15 protein-coding genes, 12 tRNA genes and 1 pseudogene are annotated in these 21,963 nt (G+C 43.6%); 1 reads left to right on the forward strand and 27 read right to left on the reverse strand.

The features are described from left to right. Positions 1-9: 9 nt before the first annotated feature. The 10 genes and pseudogenes from ACVC7Q_RS06070 to ACVC7Q_RS06115 all read right to left on the reverse strand — a co-directional run bounded on the left by ACVC7Q_RS06070 (position 10) and on the right by ACVC7Q_RS06115 (position 14,136). Positions 10-1,201: pseudogene (locus ACVC7Q_RS06070) on the reverse strand (response regulator transcription factor). Between the two features lie 10 nt (positions 1,202-1,211). Further along, the gene (locus ACVC7Q_RS06075; protein ID WP_447265201.1) at positions 1,212-2,858 is read right to left on the reverse strand and encodes a sensor histidine kinase; all 1,647 of its coding nucleotides are present in this window, start codon (positions 2,856-2,858) and stop codon (positions 1,212-1,214) included. Between the two features lie 2 nt (positions 2,859-2,860). After that, positions 2,861-3,472: a YesL family protein gene (locus ACVC7Q_RS06080; RefSeq protein ID WP_447265202.1), complete on the reverse strand. Its 612-nt coding sequence runs from the start codon at positions 3,470-3,472 to the stop codon at positions 2,861-2,863. 171 nt (positions 3,473-3,643) lie between these two features. Further along, positions 3,644-5,125, reverse strand: coding sequence for an ABC transporter substrate-binding protein (locus tag ACVC7Q_RS06085; protein WP_447265203.1), 1,482 nt, complete (start codon positions 5,123-5,125; stop codon positions 3,644-3,646). Between the two features lie 78 nt (positions 5,126-5,203). Then, positions 5,204-6,136: a carbohydrate ABC transporter permease gene (locus tag ACVC7Q_RS06090; protein ID WP_195529651.1), complete on the reverse strand. Its 933-nt coding sequence runs from the start codon at positions 6,134-6,136 to the stop codon at positions 5,204-5,206. Positions 6,137-6,149: 13 nt separating this feature from the next. Beyond that, positions 6,150-7,079: an ABC transporter permease gene (locus tag ACVC7Q_RS06095; protein ID WP_049492090.1), complete on the reverse strand. Its 930-nt coding sequence runs from the start codon at positions 7,077-7,079 to the stop codon at positions 6,150-6,152. Positions 7,080-7,304: 225 nt separating this feature from the next. Beyond that, the gene (locus tag ACVC7Q_RS06100) at positions 7,305-9,185 is read right to left on the reverse strand and encodes a beta-N-acetylhexosaminidase (RefSeq protein WP_447265204.1); all 1,881 of its coding nucleotides are present in this window, start codon (positions 9,183-9,185) and stop codon (positions 7,305-7,307) included. Continuing rightward, positions 9,179-10,048 carry an ROK family protein gene (locus ACVC7Q_RS06105; RefSeq protein WP_447265205.1) on the reverse strand — a complete coding sequence of 290 codons (870 nt, stop codon included), beginning with the start codon at positions 10,046-10,048 and terminating at the stop codon, positions 9,179-9,181. The genes ACVC7Q_RS06100 and ACVC7Q_RS06105 overlap by 7 nt, the downstream gene beginning before the upstream one ends. Before the next feature lie 84 nt (positions 10,049-10,132). Then, the gene (locus ACVC7Q_RS06110; protein WP_447265206.1) at positions 10,133-12,778 is read right to left on the reverse strand and encodes an alpha-mannosidase; all 2,646 of its coding nucleotides are present in this window, start codon (positions 12,776-12,778) and stop codon (positions 10,133-10,135) included. Positions 12,779-12,855: 77 nt separating this feature from the next. Beyond that, positions 12,856-14,136 carry a glycoside hydrolase family 125 protein gene (locus ACVC7Q_RS06115; RefSeq protein ID WP_447265207.1) on the reverse strand — a complete coding sequence of 427 codons (1,281 nt, stop codon included), beginning with the start codon at positions 14,134-14,136 and terminating at the stop codon, positions 12,856-12,858. A gap of 215 nt (positions 14,137-14,351) precedes the next feature. Here ACVC7Q_RS06115 and ACVC7Q_RS06120 point away from each other — a divergent pair, with 215 nt between their 5' ends. Beyond that, on the forward strand, positions 14,352-16,427 hold the full coding sequence (locus tag ACVC7Q_RS06120) for a GH92 family glycosyl hydrolase (protein WP_447265208.1): 2,076 nt from the start codon (positions 14,352-14,354) through the stop codon (positions 16,425-16,427). Positions 16,428-16,617: 190 nt separating this feature from the next. Here the strand turns inward: ACVC7Q_RS06120 and ACVC7Q_RS06125 are convergent, their stop codons facing one another. The 17 genes from ACVC7Q_RS06125 to ACVC7Q_RS06205 form a co-directional block, all read right to left on the reverse strand. Further along, complete coding sequence (locus ACVC7Q_RS06125; protein ID WP_447265209.1) at positions 16,618-17,175, reverse strand: DUF6287 domain-containing protein; 558 nt, start codon at positions 17,173-17,175, stop codon at positions 16,618-16,620. Between the two features lie 137 nt (positions 17,176-17,312). After that, a complete protein-coding gene (locus ACVC7Q_RS06130; protein WP_447265210.1) occupies positions 17,313-18,818 on the reverse strand; it encodes a zinc ABC transporter substrate-binding protein AdcA in 1,506 nt (501 codons plus the stop codon). Positions 18,819-18,820: 2 nt separating this feature from the next. Beyond that, complete coding sequence (locus ACVC7Q_RS06135; RefSeq protein WP_447265211.1) at positions 18,821-19,624, reverse strand: metal ABC transporter permease; 804 nt, start codon at positions 19,622-19,624, stop codon at positions 18,821-18,823. Beyond that, positions 19,617-20,321 (reverse strand): metal ABC transporter ATP-binding protein, encoded by a 705-nt coding sequence (locus ACVC7Q_RS06140; protein ID WP_155172837.1) that lies wholly within the window; start codon positions 20,319-20,321, stop codon positions 19,617-19,619. The genes ACVC7Q_RS06135 and ACVC7Q_RS06140 overlap by 8 nt, the downstream gene beginning before the upstream one ends. A gap of 1 nt (position 20,322) precedes the next feature. After that, entirely contained in the window at positions 20,323-20,760 is a 438-nt protein-coding gene (locus ACVC7Q_RS06145) for a zinc-dependent MarR family transcriptional regulator (protein ID WP_447265212.1), read from the reverse strand. A 104-nt stretch (positions 20,761-20,864) separates the two neighbouring features. Beyond that, a tRNA-Leu gene (locus ACVC7Q_RS06150) sits at positions 20,865-20,948 on the reverse strand. 10 nt (positions 20,949-20,958) lie between these two features. Next, positions 20,959-21,030, reverse strand: a tRNA-Gln gene (locus ACVC7Q_RS06155). Positions 21,031-21,049: 19 nt separating this feature from the next. Continuing rightward, a tRNA-His gene (locus ACVC7Q_RS06160) sits at positions 21,050-21,122 on the reverse strand. Positions 21,123-21,134: 12 nt separating this feature from the next. After that, positions 21,135-21,205: transfer RNA gene (locus ACVC7Q_RS06165), tRNA-Trp, on the reverse strand. 6 nt (positions 21,206-21,211) lie between these two features. Further along, positions 21,212-21,292, reverse strand: a tRNA-Tyr gene (locus tag ACVC7Q_RS06170). 15 nt (positions 21,293-21,307) lie between these two features. After that, a tRNA-Phe gene (locus ACVC7Q_RS06175) sits at positions 21,308-21,380 on the reverse strand. A gap of 3 nt (positions 21,381-21,383) precedes the next feature. Next, positions 21,384-21,457: transfer RNA gene (locus ACVC7Q_RS06180), tRNA-Met, on the reverse strand. Positions 21,458-21,470: 13 nt separating this feature from the next. Beyond that, a tRNA-Ser gene (locus tag ACVC7Q_RS06185) sits at positions 21,471-21,560 on the reverse strand. A 7-nt stretch (positions 21,561-21,567) separates the two neighbouring features. Further along, a tRNA-Glu gene (locus ACVC7Q_RS06190) sits at positions 21,568-21,639 on the reverse strand. Positions 21,640-21,649: 10 nt separating this feature from the next. Next, positions 21,650-21,723 (reverse strand) — tRNA-Ile (locus ACVC7Q_RS06195). 38 nt (positions 21,724-21,761) lie between these two features. After that, a tRNA-Gly gene (locus ACVC7Q_RS06200) sits at positions 21,762-21,832 on the reverse strand. Between the two features lie 5 nt (positions 21,833-21,837). After that, positions 21,838-21,910: transfer RNA gene (locus ACVC7Q_RS06205), tRNA-Val, on the reverse strand. Between the last annotated feature and the right edge of the window lie 53 nt (positions 21,911-21,963).

Consider the following 21,963-nt stretch of genomic DNA (forward strand, 5'->3'; position numbering starts at 1 on the left):
CTCAGTCTTTTACTCATCTTCTGTATGCTCTGTCATGACTTGTAAGCGATAGGTTTTAGGCGATTTGCCACAGAGTTTACGGAAAACTTTGTAGAAATAGCCCACATTGCTGTAACCGACTTTATAACAGATATCTTCAATGCTATCATTGGTCGATAAGAGGAGCTGCTGGGCAGCCTTGATCCGCTGTTTGTTGAGGAGTTCTGCGAAAGTCGCATTGGTTTCTCGTTTAATCAATTGGCCTAAATAGACTGGATTGATAAAGAGACCCTGACTGATGTCCTTGAGTGACAGTTCTTTTTGGTAATCGCGGCTAATCACTTGGAGGACACTCGCTACATTTTCATTCATCCGATAGTGGGATAAGAAACGGGACAACTCTTCCTGGATAAAGCCAATCATCTCGCTAAAGGTGGCAGCATCATGGACTTTCTTGACCACATCGGCCAAATCATCTCCTTGCAGGTATTCAAACAAATGAAAGACATCCATCAAAAATTGGATAAAGAGCTGCTTGGTCAGCGAAACCTTAGGTGTCTTCTCAAGGATCATTTTTTCTAACCAGGCCAGTTCTTCTAAGATCTGCTGGATATTTCCTTGCATGATCACCCGATAGGCAGGCTCGTAGTAATGGAAGACCTCTTCATCTTGATTAAGAGGGGTCGCCTCATAAAAGAGGCTTCGCTCTACTAAGTCCTTAAATTGATGAAAGTGCTCCTTATACGGAGGCTCGAAGACCTTCTCAATCATGGCTTCTTCTTCTTGATCCGAGATAAAGAGTTGAAGATTTTGCCCAAGAACTTGATAAGACGAGCTGATAAAGCCTTTTTTCACCGCTTGAATGAATTTTTTCTAGGATATTGCCCATCTCCACCTTATTGACAGGTTTGAGCAGGTAGTCTGCCACGCGCAAATTGAGGGCTGTCTTGACGTATTCAAAATCCTGATAGCCTGACATAATGATATAGGCAGCATCTGGAATCAAATCCTTCATTTCAGCAATCATCTGAAGTCCGGTCTTTCCAGGCATATTGACATCCGTGATCACCACATCCACCGGATGCTCTCGCACATAATCAAGAGCCTGGTCTGCATCCTCTGCCGTTGCGACCACTTCCATATTCCAGTGGTCAAAGGGGATTAATTTTTTTAACCCTTCTGTAATCATATACTCATCGTCTACTAATAAGACTTTGTACATTCTGTCTCCTTTATTCATCTTGAATGGTAATCGTATAGGTCACTCCATGGTGAGGTTGGGAGAAGACTTGGATATGGTAGCGATCTCCAAAATAGAGTAGCAGGCGTTCATGGACATTGACAATTCCGATGGACTGCCGATCACTCTTTTCTTCGATTTCTGAGCGTGGATTGCGATTGGCTAGCATCTCTTGAATGCTTTCTAGCTGTTCTTCTTTCATCCCACGCCCATTATCAGTGATCAAGATGATGACCTGCCCTTCTCCTTGCAAGACCTTGACACTGATCACATTGTCCTTGCGTTTATGGTCCACTCCATGCGCAAAATAGTTCTCGACCAAAGGCTGGATGGTGAATTTTGGAATCTTCATTTTTTCCAAACCTGGATCGATCTTAAAGCCATAGGCAATCGATTTGGGATAACGTACCATGCAGAGGTAGCTGTATTTGCGACAAAATTCGAGCTCATTTTCAATCGTCGTCACTCGCTCATCTGAGATATTATTGCGCAAAAGACTACTAAACTCATAGATAATATCACCCAATTCATCCTGCTCTTGCATGACGGCATACATCCGGATAAATTCCAGTGTATTGTACATGAAATGGGGATTGATCTGGGCTTGTAGGGCCCGCATATTGGCATCTTTTTGGCTGAGCTGCAACTGGTAGATATCTCGAATGTTCTTGTCCATATTGTCTAACATGGTATTGATCATATTACCAATGACCAAAAGTTCTTGGTCCTTCGTCGAAGTATCAATCCGACGTTCACTATCGCCTTGACTGATCTGATTCATGGTATCGACCAAATCGAGGACTTGACGCCGGTAATTTTTGAAAATCTGCCGTAATAACAAGTACAGGATCAAGAAAATCAGGAAAGCAATGGAGAGAAAAGTGGTCAGGTTAGCTAGACCCTTCTTGACCAAATAACTTTCAGAAACGACTACATCCACCTTGTAGCCATAGATCGTGCTACGGGTTTGCCATTTAACATCTTTTGCTTGCTCCTTATCCCCTTCATGGTACATTTCTTTCCCAAAGGGCGTGAAGATCCGCACAGCAACCGGTAGATCTCCTCTAGCATTGTCAATCGCTGCCGTCAAAATTTCCTGGTCCAGAGTCATATAAGCAATCCCAACTCCAGCACCCGTAGTCGGATCCGTCAAAGGAACCGGAATGGCTGTCGCAGGAGCCTTGTAATGGTCCGCTGAAACTTGCTTACCCCCCTTCGATTGCCGGGTAGAGACAAATACTGTCTTGTAATCCGACAAGGTGACATCGATACCCTCGATGTTTTTATTGCTCAAATAGAGACTGTCAATATTCTTATGTAGGGACAATTGGATATAAGAAGGGAATTGGGCATTCAACCGCCAGGTCTCATACTCCGATGGTGACAAGGTAAAATAGCGATAAACCCCTTCTAACTTTGCAGGGTTTTCAACGAGACTACGCCCTTCTTGTGTGACCCGCTGATAAGAGGTCTCGAGATCCGTCACGACTTCAGTCAAGACCCGTTGGGCGATCCGATCGGCTTCAGCTTGCTGGTTTTTCCAAGAGATCCCCGCTACGACGAGACCCATAATGGTCAAAATGACCACCATGACATAGGCGTAGAATTTTAAAAGCGTACTTAACCAGATTTTTTTCATCGTTAGGATACCAATTTTTCGTGGATATTTTGATAAACAGGGTCAAAGATATCATTGACAAAGAAATGCCAGACGCCGATCAAGACAAAAAAGAGAAGGGCTGGCATATAGTAGCTAATGACGCCAAGTAGTGCTGTTCCAAGGATGAGCTTCAGAACCGGACGAATGTCCAGCAACATTCCGATCAAACTGAGCTTGATACTGTTGGCATAAGAGAGAGCAAAATGCACTTGTAATTTCAAATAAACAGCGTAAGCTAGAGGCGCAACCAAGAGGAAAACTAGATTAAACAGGAGAACCAAAATTTGGAAGAAATTCAAGTGAGGAATCTGGATCATGAGGTACATGCCATAGAGGAGGACTCCTTCAATGGCAAAGAAGGTGTAAAAGACTTGATTAGCCGGAACCAGATTTTCTTTGAAGAGTTCCCAAGCGCGTGACCAATGATAGTCTTTGTAGTTCATGCCATTTTCCGCATAGAGGCTCATGATAGTGGCACTGGCTGGTCCTACTCCTAGCAGAACACCCCCACAGATCGTCAAAACCCAAAAAATCCCTGTTACCAGCATAGCAACATAGACTCTCGTAAAAATGAACTCGATGATTTTCCCCATCTTTCAGCCTCTTTTCCAATTAGTCATTCTATTATATCATAAAAATAAAACGCTTTCCTCATATTTGCATTCTTATATTGAAATCTCAATTTTCATTTCCAAGATCTGTTTTCATAGAGGAGTGAAAAGGCCTTGGAGACAGCCCCAAAGCCTTTTCACACGACCTATTTCTTATTTTTTAGAAGCAAGAAATTCGTCGTATTGTTTTTGCATTTCGTCAAGCACTTTTTGGTAAGCACCTTCTGATTTCAATTTTTCAAGCATCTTAGGAACTTCTACTTCAGGATCCACAGTACCAGTATTGATCGCACCTGCGAATTGGTTCAAAGTATTTGTAAGAGCAGTGATTTCTGATTTCACTTTATCAGTGTTAAAGATGAAGCCAAGTGCTGGAGATTCTTTTGCAGTTTCCAAGTCTTTCTTAGATTGTGCAATTTGTTCATCCGTTACATTTTCGTTGATGTAAAGAATCCAGTTGTTACCAGTGTTCCATCCAGACATGTGAGTGTTTCCGTTGTAGCCATCCAAGACTTTGACACGGTTTTCTTTGCCGTCAACTTTTTCCCAGTTCTTGCCTTCTGGTCCATAAACAAGTCCGTTCAAGAGTTCTGGATTAGTGTTCAAGAGGTTCAACACTTCCATCGCTTTTTCTTTGTTCTTAGAGTTATTTGAGATAACAAAGTTAGCTACTTGAGTGGTGTTGTTCTTCTTATAGAGTTCAGTAAATGGTTTGATGTCGATCTTACGGTTTGCTACACGAGTAAGCAAGCTGTTACCGTAGTCAGCAGGTCCTACTGTTTCTTCACGTACCAACCAAGTATCTTGAGAAAGGTCATATCCAGTATCGCTTGTAGCTACGTCTTTTGGAATGTATCCTGCTTCGTAGTATTTGTGAAGAGTCTTCAAGTTTTCTACATAACGAGGGATTGTGTAACGGTCAACAATCTTCGTAGTGTCACCTTTCAAGTCAACAACGAATGGAAGTCCATCAACAGCTACATAGTCGAAGTCATCTGAAGGTCCACCGTAGCTCTTGTTCATTGCAAATGGAACAACGTTTGGATCTTTTTCTTTAATGGCTTTCAAGACTGGTTCAAGAGAAGCATAGTCTTTGACGTTTGAGATGTCGATACCATATTTTTCAACAAGTGGTCCGTTGAAGGCAAAGTTTTGAGAAGATGCAACGTTGGCTGCTACTGGAACAGCATAGATCTTGCCATTTACAGTGTTCCCTTTGATGTATGCTGGGTCAAGTGCTTTGTAAAGGTCTTTCCCTTCTTTCTTGTACAAGTCTGTTAAGTCAGCATAGGCACCTTTTTGAGCATTGATAACGTAGTTGTTGGCAAAGGCAATATCATAGTTTTCACCAGATGAGATGATGACGTTCATTTTTTGTGCGTAGTCACCCCAACCAAGATATTGGATATCCAATTTTGCGCCAACTTTCTTTTCAATGATCTTGTTGGCATTTTTAAGAAGAACATCCAAGTTATCTGGTTTGTCACCGATTTGGTACATCTTGATGATTGGTTTACCGTCTTCAGTTGTTGCTGATTTCTTGTTGTTACCTGTAAGGCTTCCACAAGCAGCAAGAGTAGCTCCAAGAGCAATGACACTAGCAGATGCTAACGCGTATTTTTTCCAATTTTTCATAAGAAAAATCTCCTTTATGTTATTTTCTTTTTAGACTAAGTTATGAGTTGAAAATCTTGTCGATTTTCACTTGTTTTCCTATTCTTTCACACCACCGATGGTCAAGCCTTTTACAAAGTAGCGTTGGAAGAATGGATAGAGAATGGCGATTGGCACTGTTGCCACAACCACCATAGCCATACGTCCTGTTTCCCGTGGGATGGATTGTACAGCTCCTGCCAATTGGCCAGATACCCCGACATTTTTAGCGATGTAATCCATATTGTTTTGGATTTGCATCAAGAGGTATTGCAATGGGTAAAGGTTGTCACTCTTAATATAGAGAAGGGCGTTGAACCAGTCGTTCCAGAATCCTAAAGCGGTGAAGAGACTAATAGTCGCAATCCCTGGTAGAGAGAGTGGCAAGCAAATTTGGAAGAAAATCCGTGTTTCACTTGCTCCATCGATCCGAGCAGATTCAAGAATGGCTTCTGGAATGGTCCGTTTAAAGAAAGTCCGCATCAAGATGATGTTGAATGGGCTAAGCAACATTGGGATGATCAAAGCCCCGATGGTATCACCCAATTGCAAGAGTTGAGTGGTGACAATATAGCTTGGTACCAACCCTGCACTAAAGAGCATACTAAGGAGTGAAAATACGGTAAAGAACTTGCGGTATTTAAAGGTACTCCGTGAGATAGCATAAGCATAGGTTGTTGTGATAAAGACATTACATGCTGTTCCCACAATGGTCACAAACAAGGTAATGAAGAGGGCTTGCAAGATTTTTTCTTTGAACTGTACCAAGAAAAGGTAACCATCAAATCCAAATTTTGCTGGCCAGAATTGGAATCCATGGACTGCCAAACTTTGTTCGTCTGTCAAAGAGATCATGACAACGAAGATGAAGGGAAGTACACAGGTCAATCCGACTAAGGTCAACAACAAGGTAAAGAAGAAGTTGCTCTTCTTACTGAAAGAATGGATCCCGACATTATCAATTTTTTCTTTTTGAATGGTTGATTTTTTCATATGATCCTCCTTTCTAGAAGAGAGCGGCATTCTTATCAATGCGACGGGCAATGATATTTGAGATTAAAACAAGAACCAAACCTACTACCGATTGGTAAAGACCGGCTGCTGCTGTCATCCCGATATCCCCTGACTTGGTCAAACCGTTGTAGACATAAACATCAATAACGTTGGTCACACTATAGAGCGCTCCAGCATTATGCGGGATTTGGTAGAAGAGACCGAAGTCTGCGCGGAAGATATTTCCGACTGCAAGAATGGTCAAGACCGTAATCAAGGAAGACAACTGAGGAATGGTGATATTGCGAATGCGTTGCCACTTAGACGCACCATCCACGGTCGCTGCTTCATAGTAAGTTGGGTCAATTCCCATGATGGTTGCATAGTACATGACACTGCTATAACCAAAGCCTTTCCAAATTCCTAAGAAGAGGAGAAGCGCTGGCCAGATCCACAATTCTGAATAGAAATTGATGGCCTTCATGCCAAGTGAAGTTAAGATGTGGTTGACCAATCCTTTGTCCACGTTCAGGAAGGCATCGGTGAAGAAGCTGATGATAACCCATGATAGGAAGTATGGGAAGAGCATGGAGGTTTGAAGCACCTTGACCACTCTTTTTGATCTCAACTCACTAAAGATGATGGCGATCCCAACGGAAACAATCAATCCTAAGAAGATAAATCCTAAGTTGTACAAGACCGTATTTCTTGTAATAATGTAGGCATCTTTGGAACTAAAGAGGAACTTGAAGTTGTCAAAGCCAACCCATTTACTCTTCATGACACTGTCGATGAAGCCTTCTCCTGTAATATGATAGTCCTTAAATGCTACGATATTCCCAAAAACCGGAATATAGAAGAATAAGATTAACCACGCTGCACCAGGTAAGACCATTAAAAGAAAAATGAAATTTTCTCTCAGAGTCCTTACAAACTTTTTCATTTAACTCCCCCCTTTGAGCCTTGAGCGTGTTTTTGGTTTGGTAGCGTTTACAATACTTATTATAAGATAGCCATTTTCTATTTTCAAACTCCTAATTATAGAAAAAATTCTACAAATTTATGACATAGCTTTAAAAAAGGAGCAGAAAAGGGCGATTGTAAACACAGCTCCTCTTCTACTCCTATCGACCGTGGATAAGACATCTGTCATCCAATTTGGCATTTTTTACGTTGTATAAATAGTTGACGCTGTTGCAATGGTATGCCACTGATTAGCCGTTGTGGCTGCGAAATCCTTGTCTGCGTAGAAATCGTTGAATGGCAAAATCTCTACTTCCAACTCATCGATACGTGAGATAGAACCAGCTAGATAGTCCTCCATACGGCTTTCTGCTCGCTTGATTCGTTGCAAGAGGCCTCCCATACGGATATCTACTGTATCCAAACCAAAGACCTTGTTTTCTTTCAACCATTGCTGGCTAAAGAGCTTGTGGAAGGTTTCAATCTGGCTTCTTAATTTTGGCAATTCTTCCCTAGCAATTTGTTGCAAGCTCTCTTTATCACCTGTTTGATAGACTTGACGAATGCGTCGTCCCACATCCACTTTACTACTTAAAATGGCATTCAACTGTGCCTGAGTTTCGAAAAGATAAGCATAGGTGCCTGCTTTTTCTGTAATGTCCGAAAGGGTCTCAGCAGCCTTAGCAAAGTGGGGCTTGTCCTGTTCAGGTGTCATGTGCTTGTCAAGAATCGGACAGAGAACATCCTGATAAAAAACATAACGGTTGGGATTGATCCCACTGAGATTATCTGGTAGGTCTGGCAAGAGGTTGGCCAAATCCAGCTGCATAAAGTCCTCAACCGATAGACCTGTATTGGTCTTGAAGTGAGCAGATAAACGCTCTAAATCATTGCGATAGCTGAGTTCTGCCCAGATTTGTAGACTTGGCAGAATAGAGAACTGAGCTGTTTCACCACCATTATCTCCCCAACCCGTCACAATGACTTCCTTGATCTGATTAGCACGGCAGGCTTTGTTAGCTTCGACAGCGATGAGACGACTGAAATGGTTGTGTGGTGTGAAACCAATCCACTTCCAGGCACCACCTGCAAAGGCAATATCCTGGCTAATCTTGTGGTGGTTACCGAAGTTGCGGTTGTATTTTTCCTCGCTATCTTGGTAATAATCCCAATAAACCAAGGTCACACGGTCTTTTAGACGGTCAAGATAAACGCGCGTTTCTTCTGGAATTTCGACATCACGGTCGTACTGGCCATCTGCTGACATGAGTTTAAAGAACATATCGCTCCACATCTGGCAGTGGAAACCATACTTGTCTGCAATATCCAGCACGCGCTCCAAATGTTGGCACATGAGGAGGCTACGATCCACAACACCGTTTAAGATGAGATAGCGTCCCAAACCAACCAAGTGGGCTTCATCCATCCCGATATTGACCTTGCGTGTTTGGAGCTTAGACAACGTCGCAAACATGCCGTCAATTAGGTCGTAAACTTTTTCTTCGCCGATGAGGAGAATGTCCTCTACATCACGGAGTTCCTGCACTTCTTTGACACCCCATTTGACAAAGGCTGACAAGTGGGCCAAGGTCTGAATACAAGGTACAAAAGTCATGTCAAACTGCTGGGTATAGGCTTCGATTTCCTGTAATTCTTCAGCTGAATAAGCCCCGCGGAAATAACCAAAATAGGGTTGCCCTTCAATCTGATAGGTGTCTTCCATGTAGAGCTCAAAGCTTGAATAACCCATGAGAGCCAAGACTTCAATCATCTGCTTGGCAGATGCAACATTTAGAACTGCATTTCGCGAACAGTCAGCCATGTAGGCTAAATCTTCATAAGCCGCTTGTTCTTCAATCTCTACCTTATCACCTTCTTCTAAAGCTGTTGCGAGAACAGACAAGGCGCGATAGAGTTGGTGAGGTTTGCGATAGGTCAATTGATAGTTTCCGCCCTCACCCTTGATAGAGAGAGAGGCTCGGTCAGACTGGGCGACTGCCACTTCTACATCTGGTAGGGAAATGTGATTTTTTAATGCTTCGATAGCTTGGGCTTGTTTGGGACTAAGTCCTGTAAAACTTACCATTGCTTTTCCTCCTGTAACCAGTTGACAAGGGCACCGTAGAGATTGGCATCTGCCTGATAGGTGCAAGCTTGGATCACTGGCGCAATTGTATACTCTTCATATCTTTCCACAAAGACGTCTACCGCTTTTTGCACCCCTTTGATAAAATCTGGGTTCTGACTGATAGAGCCACCTAGGCTAATGATATCTGGGTCGATCAGGTACTGAATATTGAGGAGTCCTTGAGCTAGATTACGATTCATCCGCTCAATGGCTTCTTGGCAAAGGGCATTGCCAGCTGCAGCCTCTTGATAAACCTTACGACCATCCCAGTCTGACTGACCTGATTTTTCGATGACATAGCGAACCATGTTCCCTGTAGAAGCTAGTTGCGACCAGTTGTTAAGTTTTTCTGCTGGTTCGATGGTTGTCATGTAGCCAAACTCACCACCCAAACCATGGCGACCACGGTGAAGCTTACCATTGATAATCATAGCCCCACCAATCCCTGTGCCAATGACAACACAGGCTGCATTTTCAATCTCAGGATGAGCTAGCAGTTCACTTAGTCCAACACAGTTGGCATCATTTTCTAGATGGACAGGTAGCTGGTGATGAGCAAGGGCCTGGTACCATGAAAATCCATGAATGTAAGGAATGGCACTAATCCCCTCAATCACTCCTGTTTCTTGATTGACCGCTCCTGGAACACTCATAGCAATCCCACGATAGTCCTGTTCTGACAAACGTTGGTCCAACCAAGCTAGCAACTCTTCTAGAGTCTCTGGAGTTGGGGTGCTGGTCTTATCTAAAATCTTTCCATCAGGAGTTAGACTAGCAAACTTAATACCAGTCCCTCCGATATCAATTGTTGCAATGGTCATTGCTTTCACCTGCAAAAAGGAGCGAATCAGCAGTTGGTTCTTACTTTTTCGCTCCTCCTTTCTTTTTATGTTTACTTTTTGAAATTAAATTTCTTCTTTTTGAATGAGTTCTGTACGAATTTCCTGTGGTGCCAATAGTCCTGTATGGATAGGATACGGTTGCTCCAGAAGATCGACAACCGTTTGTTGCCCTTCTGACACGCGCACATTTTCTTGACTCATGTTGTAGTAACGAAGGACGTAGCCTTCTTCATTTTCAGCAACTTTAAAGGCTGTTGGACATACTTGTGGCAAGTTCAGTGCCGGATGGTTAAAGAGACTTCCCGTTGCTGCAACGCTACCCTCTTGTTTTGCAACTTGGAGGCTAGTCATCGGTGTCTGTAAAGCCTTAGCTCGGCGATAAGCTGAGAAGCGGCCCTGAGCTTGATGACATTCCACTGCATATTCCACCTCAAAATCCCGCAAGCATTGTGCTTCTGGTGTTGGGAAATAGCCCCAGTCACCAAGTTCTCCAGAAGCCCGAAGAATGGTCACGGCAACGGTGTCATCCCCTAAAATTTCATATTCATGTAAACCTTTATTGGCTACTGTTACCCCCTTGACGTCATCATACAAGCTGACGAAAGCTTGCTGGTGTTGGGGATTTTCAGGATTTTCCCAAGAAGCAGCCGGTTTATTTGGCCGTGTCACCACCTCATAGATACTTTCTGAATCATTACTTGGACGCGTATTGTGAGTCTTGACCAAGAGGCGGATACGGTGGTCTTTAGCAGTATTGGTAAAGCGCGTCTTGAAGCGAATTTGCGGGTCATCTACAAAGATGGTCATCTCCGTTTCAAGAGGGATGGTTGTCAGCTCTTCTGAGCGGCTTGCCTTACGGTTCATAAACTCGATAATGCCTCTTTGCTCCGCATCCAATTGTTCATCCGCGCTGACTGGAATGGTAAAGTCATGCTTGAGCAAGATTTTGGCATAGCTAGCATTGTTTTCTAGAACTTCATAACCTTTCAGTTGAGCAAAGATTGGCTCTGTTCCTTTTGGTTGGAAGTAGATATATTCATTTCCGATATCACCACGATCTTCGAAGCGAAGGAAATCCTCATAAGCCTCATTGGTCGTTTTATCATAGAGGGTCAAACCATCATCGATACTAAGGGTTACAAATGGTGTATCGATCACCCCATTTTGGAACAGACCGTCATGATGGGAAGCTTTTCCTTCTAGGAGCTGGAAGGTTGTCCAAGAAAGAGGCGCTAGGTGAACCGGAACCGTCACGCGCACTTGACGCGCTATATAAGGTTGACGGAATTTATCCTTTGGCAAGGTATAGCCAAAACTTGCCCCCAAATCTTCAATCTCCGCTTCTACAAGATGACCATCTAAATCCTCTACATGATAGTCTGGCAAGGTCAAAGCAGCCATTTTCTTGAAGCCCTCTGTCGGGTGCAATTCCTTAAATGGACAAACCGCTACATCAATAACCGTGCTGACAGTGTCCACCTTGCCATGCAAGCCAGTGTTAATCACCGTAAAGAGCTTATCACTCTGGGCTTTCTGAGTCGCTAATTTCTCTTTCCACTCATTGAGAAGGTTGGTCTTGACAAAGTTTCCGACTTGATTGACCTTGGCAAAACGAACTTCCATTTCACGGTGAACATCATCCACACTACATCCACAAATACTATCGTGTGGTGCATTTTGCAAGAGGGTCTTCCAAGCATAGGTCAATTGATCCTTGTGGTTATGGCCACCAGTGATAATGGTCAAAGGTTCCACCACTTGCTCTAGCAAATTGCTGTTTTCTTGGAAGGCTTGTTTGAGGTAAACGCGTGAAGAAGAGGTATTTGCCAGAGTGTACCAACCATCGGTTTCCTGGCTGGTCAATTCTCCTGTAACCGTTGATAATTGTTCAGGGAGCGCACTTTCCACTGCTTGCACATATTCATCAAAGGAGCTATGAATAAAGGTCACGTCAGGGAAGAGTTCGTTGGCCACGCGAATGGCTTCACTCAAGTTTCGTTGAACCGGTTGGTGGTCACAGCCGTTCATCATCAACCATTGGTTGGTCGATGCGTAGTCACGAACGTCTGCCAATTTTTGCTTCCAGAAAGTCAAAGCCTCATCTTTATCCACTGGAATTTCATTCCCGTTACTGTACCAGTTGGCAAAAAGAATGCCGAGTACACGGCTTCCATCCGCCCCCTGCCAATACATCTCAGAGAATTGAGAGGTAAACTGTTCATCTTCGAGGACTTGGTTGTCAAATCCAATCGGCTTGACACCGCGCCCAAAGGCTGCTACGTGAATCCCTGATTTTTGAAGGATTTGAGGAGCCTGCCCCATATTTCCAAAGGTATCTGGGAAGTAGCCGATTTGAGTTGATTTGCCCCATTTAGCACATTCCGCTTGTCCAATCAAGGTATTGCGGACGTTCGCTTCACTGGAAATCAAGTAGTCATCCTGCAAGATATAAAAAGGACCAATCTTGAGCTTGCCTTCGTCGATATAACGCTGCACCTTGTCACGGTTTTCAGGGCGAATTTCTAAATAATCATCAAGGACGATGGTTTGGCCATCCAAGTGGAAACTCTTGAATTCAGGATCATTTTCAAAAAGATCAAAAAGATTGTCAAAAAGTTCCACCAATTGCATCCGGTGACTTTCAAAAGGTAGATACCACTCACGATCCCAGTGACTGTGAGAAATAATATGTACAACAACATTTTCCATGAAGTAAAACCTCATTCTAACTTAAATTTAAAAATAGATTTGTGATTCTTTACAAGAATCTATCGAGCTAAAACTCTTTATCGAATATCCAGGTAATCCAAGACCAATTCGCAGAACATCATGTTGGCCCATGAGAACCATTCACGCGAGTATTTAGTCGGGTCATCGACGTGGAAGCTTTCGTGCATCACACCTGTTCCACCATCGCAGGCGACGAGCTGATCTAGCAAGAATTTTTTCTCAGCTTTATCTGTAGCTGTTAATCCTTGGATAGATAGGGCAATCGGCCAGATATAGCGATAAAAGGTATGAGAACTTCCCAGACCGCTAGCATACTTTCCTTCATAAAAGTATGGATTTTCAGGGCTCAGAATGGTGCGACGAGTGGCTTGATAGACTTCATCGTTCACATCACAGTAACCAAGATAGGGAACCGCCAACAAACTTGGTACGTTAGGGTCGTCCATGATGCTAGCATTTCCCAAACCGTCTACTTCAAAAGCGTAGATCTTTTCACCTTTGCTGTTGGTGGTGTAGGCGTAGTTTTCGATTCCTTCTTGGATCTCAGCTTGGAGACGTTTGGCATCAGTAATAATGCTCTCGCTATCAGCTAGATTCAATTCTGCAAAGATCTCTTGGACATAACCTAAGACAACGACTGCAAACATATTTGACGGAATCAAGTAGCTATATTGGCAACAATCATCACTTGGACGAAAGGCTGACCAGGTCATTCCTGTCACGGCAAAATCAGGACCAAAGCCATCATTTACCAAAGTGTCTTCCTTACGATCCGTATCCCGAACAAAGCGATAAGGGGAATTCTTGTGGTCTTGTTCTACCGTCCAAAGATGAAGGATCTCCTTGGTCGCTGTAACAAAAGTTTTATCAAATTGGCTAGTCTCACCAGTTTCTTTCCAAAGGAGGTAAGCCAACTGCAAGGGATAGCAAAGCGAATCTACTTCATACTTGCGCTCCCAAATCCAGCCATTGAGATCTGTATGGTCGGTCTCGTGGTGACCCTTCCAGTTCTCTTCAATGTTGAAGGAGTTAGCATAGGGATCCTTGAGAATCAAAGTCATCTGACGTTTAACCAAGCCAGCAATGGTCTGGCGCAAACGAGGATCTCTTTTAGCTACATGAAGATAAGGTCTCAATTGAGCAGTAGAGTCACGCAACCACATAGCTGGGATATCCCCTGTCAACACAAAGGTTGACCCATCTTCCAAAATTTCAACTGTATTGTCTAAGGTATCTGTGTAGCAACGTTCAAAGACATCCACCCACTCAGGGTACTCCTTGGCACGTTCTGCTACTTGGTCCAGCCATTCTCGCACAATTTCTTTTGAATAGGTCATTTATTTTCCTCACACGTATCGATTCTTTCCTATTCAGTATAAAAGATTTCAATGGGGAAATACATACGCAAACTATAGCCCTTTTTCTACAAAATTTTCCATTTGATAAAAACGCTATCATATTTGACAACACTTTGATACAATGAAGAAAATACCACTGCGTGTTCCAAGAAAATCACAGACCATTTAAGGTTGATGAAGAAAAAGGAGACCAGATGCACACTACTTGCCAAACCATTGATACCCGCTGGGGAAGCGATAATCATCCCCACTATTCGCACGGAAACACCCTCCCTTATACCGGAGTTCCTTTTGGAATGAACTACTTTCTTCCTCAGACGACACACGAACAAGGAGCTTGGTTTTTCAACCCCAATCTCCCTATTTTTCAGGGGTTTCGCCTCACCCACCAGCCTAGTCCTTGGATCGGAGACTACGCTTGGTGTCTCATCACTCCCATCACAGGAGAAGTTACAAGTTTCGACCTCTTCCGTCGCCAGAGCAGTTATTCGCTGAAAGAAGCTCTTTTTCAGCCCCACTACCTCCGTATTTTTTCGGAACGTTATCAGATTCAAAGCGAGCTGGTTCCAAGCCGCTACGGGGCTGTCATGCGCTTTCAAGCGCCAGAAAAATTGACTCTCTGCTTTCATGCAGCAAATGAACTAGAGGACTTGACCCTTACAGACCACACCTGTCACTTCCACATTCTGGATCAGGCCCATACCGCAGATACTTCCTACTCTTTCTATCTCCAGTGGCAATTTAGTCAGCCAATCGAGACTGTCACTCACATCGATCAGGATCTTTTTCTCACCTTTTCTAGCAATGAAGTGACCGTCCAATTAGGAAGCTCTTATCTGTCCCAAGACATGGCTCACAGCCATCTTCCTCACCTTTCTTTAGAAAAAGCTAAAAAAGAAGCAGCCGATCAATGGAATCAGCTACTAAAACGAATTGAAGTGAAAGATAACGGAGGATGTGATCAAGCCTTTTTCGACCACTGCCTGTACCGACTCCTCCTTTTCCCTCAAACTTTTTATGAAACAGATACCGAGGGAAATGACTGGCACCTGGATGTCACCCATAATGAAATCAAACCAGGAAAAGCTTATACGAATGTCGGTTTTTGGGATCTCTTCCGAACGTCTTTTCCGCTCTATAGCCTTGTCTACCCCGATTACTACCGTCACTTCCTCGAAGGATTTTTAAACACTTACCAGGATACTGGTTTTCTACCAAAATGGTTGGCCCCAGATGAACGAGGGATGATGCCAGGCACCCTTATCGATGGAGTCTTCGCAGATGCTGTCACAAAAGGGATCGCACCAGACCTACATGAAAACATGCTCACAGCCATGCTCCAGACAGCCCAAAAAACGGATCCCACGCAACATTTTGGTCGCCATGGCAATGAAAGCTACAAGCTACTTGGCTACCTACCCGATGATTTTCACGAAAGTGTTAGCCACAGCCTAGATTATGCTTATAGTGATTTTTGCATTGCCACCGTCGCCAAACACTTAGGACAGACAGAAACGGCTACTCAGTATGCTACTTCCAGTCTCTCCTACCGAATATTGTACGATGCCCAAACGGGTTTCATGAGAGCGCGATCCACCAATGGAAACTTTAAAGAACCCTTCTCTCCTACCAGCTGGGGAGGAGATTATGCAGAATGCTCTGCAATCCAGGCTACTTTTGGAGCCTTACACGACCTCTCAGGCCTGATAGAGCTAATGGGCGGTAAAAAAGCCTTCACCCAACGACTGCTGGATCTGGCCAATCAAAGACCTCAATTTGAAGCAACAGGTTACGGCTATGAAATCCACGAAATGAGTGAGATGGCCCAGGCTCCATTTGGGCAGATCGCCATCTCCAATCAGCCTAGCTTTCACATTCCCTACCTCTTCCGCCATAGTCTTCACCCCGAATATACCAATCTCCTTATCCACCAGATCCGTTCCCAAGCTTTCCATCAAGATTTCCAAGCCTACCCAGGTGATGAGGACAACGGTAGCCTATCTGCTTGGTACATCTGGTCGGTCCTTGGACTCTACCCAACCTGCCCAGGAAAACCAATCTATGATCTGGGCCTCCCTCTCTTTAAAGAAGTTCTTCTCCATCTTCCAAACCATGAGCTCAAAATTTGCTCTAACTCCCATACTACAGGTGCCTATTTCATCCAAAAAGCCCGATTAGATGGCAAAGACCAGCAAGAGATTTCCCATCAGGATCTCCTTGAAACCCAGCTGCTTCAGTTCGATCTTTCTTGGCTCCCCCCACATCCATAAGAAAAAGAGGCTGGGACAAAAGTCCTAGCCTCTCAATTGTCTTTGGATTGCTGAGCAAGACGCAGTGGTTGAGTGGGATCTACTACGCTGATTTCATCAGCTTTTACAGCCCTACTCAACTGTGCGGAGGTGGGACGACAAAATCGAATTCTAACGAATTACCGATTTCTGTCCCACTCTCTTTTTTCTATTATTCATCTCCTACATGATAGTAGATCGATCCTTGTTCCCCAAAACTAGCGATTCCAACACCAGACCACAAGCGGTTCTTAGAGGCATCGGATGTATCCTTAAAGACGACTTGTCCTTGATCATCGACCTGATCACCAATGGTCACTCCTGCAGGGATATACTCCAACAAGAATCCCCCATCACGACCACCATAAATGCCTTCTGAGGCTGTCCCATAATCCGTCAAAGAAGCACCATAGCCCTCTAACTCTTGTGAAACCAACCCTTTGTCGTTAAAGACCAGCTTGTTTCCTTTATCATCTTGCCAGACACCAGCAATACTGCTGTAATCCCCATTAGCAATAGCCTCAAGATCCATTTTCTTCTCTTCTTTTTTCTCTTCTTTTTTTTCTTTCTCCTTCACTTCTGAACTAGAAGCTGTCGTCTTTTTCACCTCAGAAGAAGCATTCGTTTGACTAGAAGAAGAATCTGATTTCTTACTCGCGCTCTGTTGCGAACAAGCCACCAACAGGAGCACACTAAGAAAACTCACCAGAATTGCACCAACTTTTTTCATTTAAAATTCCCCATACATTTTTTAGTTTAAAGCCCCTTCATTGTAACGTATTTTCAAACATTTGACAAGCTCTACTTCCTATTTCGGATCAAAAAAGACCGGGATAATACATCCCAATCTCTCTTTAAATACTACTTTCAGTGAGCCAGCATTTCCTGTGCCACTTCTAAACCAGATAAGTTGGAAGGATAATAAGTTGGCCAATTTTCCAACTCATCATAAAGCGCTTCTTGACTCTTTCCTCCATGGAAAATGTGGAAGTGAGCTGCCTTTACTGGAGTGATTTCATGGTCACTAAATTGAACATATTTGAAGTCTCCCGCATCGCTCTCCTTGGCTTCAAAGAGATAACGAACACCACGATTCCCCTTCTTATAAGTCAAAATGTGCTTACCTACGTATTTATAGGTATATTTCTTAGAAGATCCTTTTTGATAAAACTCCATTGAATCCTTATCAATCTTAATCCGATCAATATCTGTTTGGTAACCCTTGGTATAATATTCCTTATACTCAGCAGCAGTCATGGTTGGATTTAATTTTGCCTTATAATCAAAGACCTGATCCAAAGTTCCATCCTGCAAGTATGGATAAACCGATTGCCAATCACCCGCGTAATTTGCCAAGCTACGATCCTTCACTTGGTTATCCTCGAAATAGCCTTTTTGAACCGTCTTAGAATCTTCCTCATGTTCCGGTTGAATATCCTTACCAGCTTGGGATGTGGTTTTCTCTAGTGCCTTCAGATTCTCCTTCATAACAGACACGTAGTCTTCGCCATCTTTCATTTCTTGATCCGTCAGGCTTTCCAAAGGATTTAAGACAGCCAACTCAACACCAGCTTCAGAAGACAAGGTTTTCGCCAAAGACTTAGAAGCATTTTCCTCAAAGTAAATCACCTTGATCTCATTTTTCTTGATATACTCTGTCAATTCACGTAATCGTGCAGCAGAAGGTTCGCTATCAGGTGAAATCCCTGAAATAGCCACTTGGTTTAAGCCATAATCCAAGGCCAAGTAACGGAAAGCCGCGTGTTGAGTCACAAAATTCTTTTGCTTAGCATCTTTCAAGCCATCCTGATAAGCTTGATCCAAAGCCTGTAACTTCTTCAGATAGGCTTGCGCATTTTTCTCAAACGTCTTTTTCTTATCTGGATAAGCTGCGACCAACTGATCGCGAATCGACTCTACCATCTTCATGGCACGATGTGGAGAGAGCCAAAGGTGAGGATCATATTCATGATGGTGTTCTTCGCCCCCTTCGTGTTCATGTTCCTCTTCCAATCCAGGAAGCAAGACCATGCCCTTGGTGGCATCGATCACTTTGGTTTTCTTATCCTTCATTGATTTCAAAAGATTTGGAACCCACGTTTCCATGTTTTCATTCTCATAGACGAAAACATCCGAATCTTGAATCATAGCCCGCCCCTTAGCAGACAATTCATATTCATGAGGCTCTGATCCCGCTCCAATGAGCAGGTCTACCGTTCCTTCATCTCCGACAATATTTTTTGTAAAATCATAAACAGGATAAAAAGTGGTCATCACTTTTAATTTTCCATTTTGACTCTGACTTTTGCCACAAGCAGTCAAGATAAGGGTAAAAGCCACCAACAACATTAAACCTATTTTTTTAAATTTCATATTTACTTCCTCAAACGTGATCCAAGATTCACAAGCAAGAACAGGGCCACAAATAAAAGCGTGATGCTGGCACTTGCTGGTGTATCTGCAATATAAGACAAAATCAACCCACTAAACATCCCGATAAAGCCAATGATAACCGCAATCAGCATAACCCCACGGAAGTTCTTCCCTAGTTTCAGGGCAATACTAGCCGGCAAGACCATGATGGTTGAAACCAATAACGATCCTGCTGCAGGAATCATCAAAGCTATAGCAACCCCTGTCACCACATTAAATAAGATGGACATGGTCCTGACAGGCAGGCCATCCACAAAGGCCGTATCTTCATCAAAGGTCAAGATATACATGGGACGCAAGAATAAAGCGGTCAAGCCCAATACAACAAAAGCAATCACAAACAAAGCAAACACCTGCTCATCTGTAATCGTTAAGGTCGAGCCAAACAAATACTGATCCAAACTCATGGAACTCTTGCCACCACCACGCATCAGGACCAAAGCCAGAGCGAGACCAGTTGACATTAAAATCGCCGTCCCAATTTCCATAAAGTCTTTAAATAAGGTCCTCAAATATTCTAGAAAGACGGCGGCAATAATAACAATGATCATGGTCGAAAACGTTGGAGAGATCCCTAGGAAAAGCCCAAAAGCGACACCCGCAAGAGAAACGTGACTCAGCGTATCACTCATAAGACTCTGCCGTCTTAAAATCAAGAAAATCCCTAATACCGGAGAAAAAAGACTCATGGCAACCATGGCCAACAAGGCTCGCTGCATAAAATCATACTGGAACAAATCAAGCATGGTCACCCTCCCCTTCAGTATCATGGACATTAAAACATCTCCAAGGAGAGCTTTGGTCACGAACCAAATGAATATTCCGATCCGCAAATTGGTTAACCTCTTCAGGATCATGCGTAATCATCAAAACAGATTTTTGATGGTGATGCGCACTGTGATGCATCAACTCATAAAAATCACTCTTTGTCGTTGCATCCATCCCTGTCGTAGGTTCATCTAAAACAAAGATATCCGGATCTGAAGCAAACATCCGAGCAATGACAGCCCGCTGTTTCTGACCACCAGACAAAGAACCAATCGCTCGATCCTTGAACTCCAGCATCCCAACAGATTCTAAACTCTTCAGAATATGTTTTTCATCGTGCTCATTCAACTTTCGAAACCATCCTTTACGAGGGTACCGACCTGACTTCACAAATTCATAGACCGTACTTGGAAACCCTGCATTAAAACTAGCAATTTGTTGCGGCAAATAAGCAATCCTTAACTTCTTTCCCTTAACATTCGTCTTTGAAATCTCAACAGTCCCAACCTTAGGCTGTAAGATGCCAAGGCTAGCCTTAATCAAGGTTGACTTAGCAGCCCCATTCTCACCAGTCAGCGTAACAAACTCTCCACTATCTAAGTAGTAATTTATCCCTTCCAGAACCGGTTCTCGATCATAAAAAAACGATAAATTTGAAACCGTAATATACCTCAAACTATAACTCCTCTTCCAATAAATCTAAAAACCGCGAAATGACCCCTTGCTCATTCTTAGTAAACTTCGACAAGACATCCTCATAAGTGTGAAGGGTATGCTGATGGTGGTGCTGATGCTCTAATGCAATCGGCTTACCAATTTCAGTTAAGCGATAAAAGAGAACCCGAGCATCATTTTCATCTCGATAAGTCTCCAGCATCCCCTGACTTAATAAGGGCTTCACGGCTTTCGTGATCGCTGCCTGACTGACATTCAATTTTTTAGCTAAGACAGAATTAGTTAGAGCTTCATCAGCAACCAGCATCAGAATATGTTCCTGAGTGTTGGTTAATGAAACACCACTAGTACAAGAACCAACTAAAATCTCATGCTGATTCTCAGATAACAATAAAATAGAATTTAAAAAACGATCGATTTTATTTGCAACTTCAGACAAAATAAACTCCTTCTAATCCCCTAACAGAAACTTTACCGGTTAATTATATCACAAAAAAGAAAAAAAATAAACAAAAAAAGGAGTAAAACTCCTTTTATAATCTATACCGGCGGCCGGGGTCGAACCGGCACGTCCTTGCGGACACTGGATTTTGAGTCCAGCGCGTCTGCCAATTCCGCCACGCCGGCATAAATTTAACTGGGGTAGCTGGATTCGAACCAACGCATGAGGGAGTCAAAGTCCCTTGCCTTACCGCTTGGCTATACCCCAATAATGTAAATAATAAATAGGCGAGTGATGGGGATCGAACCCACGCATGCCAGAGCCACAATCTGGTGTGTTAACCACTTCACCACACCCGCCATAATTATTAACACGGGCAGTAGGAATTGAACCCACACTGAAGGTTTTGGAGACCTTAGTTCTACCTTTAAACTATGCCCGTAAAGGATGGAAGGGGAGGGATTCGAACCCCCGAACCCGAAGGAGCGGATTTACAGTCCGCCGCGTTTAGCCTCTTCGCTACCCTTCCTGATTATTGAATTGATGGCGCGAGACGGAATCGAACCGCCGACACATGGAGCTTCAATCCATTGCTCTACCAACTGAGCTACCGAGCCAAATTGCGGGAGCAGGATTTGAACCTACGACCTTCGGGTTATGAGCCCGACGAGCTACCGAGCTGCTCCATCCCGCGTTAATTTTAAAAAAGGAGGATGTGGGATTCGAACCCACGCACGCTTTTACACGCCTGACGGTTTTCAAGACCGTTCCCTTCAGCCGGACTTGGGTAATCCTCCAAAAATATAGTCCGTACGGGATTCGAACCCGTGTTACCGCCGTGAAAAGGCGGTGTCTTAACCCCTTGACCAACGGACCATACTATTAATGGGCACGAGTGGACTCGAACCACCGACCTCACGCTTATCAGGCGTGCGCTCTAACCACCTGAGCTACGCGCCCAAGTTAAACAACTTGGTGAAAATTGAACAAAAGTTCAAAGCGGGTGACGAGAATCGAACTCGCGACAACAGCTTGGAAGGCTGTAGTTTTACCACTAAACTACACCCGCTTGAATGGGAGTTAACGGGATCGAACCGCTGACCCTCTGCTTGTAAGGCAGATGCTCTCCCAGCTGAGCTAAACTCCCATATGGTCGTCTAGCTCACTGGTTCCCTGTCGTGCACTGACTCTTGTCAGTTT

Source organism: Streptococcus sp. W151 (assembly GCF_053010205.1).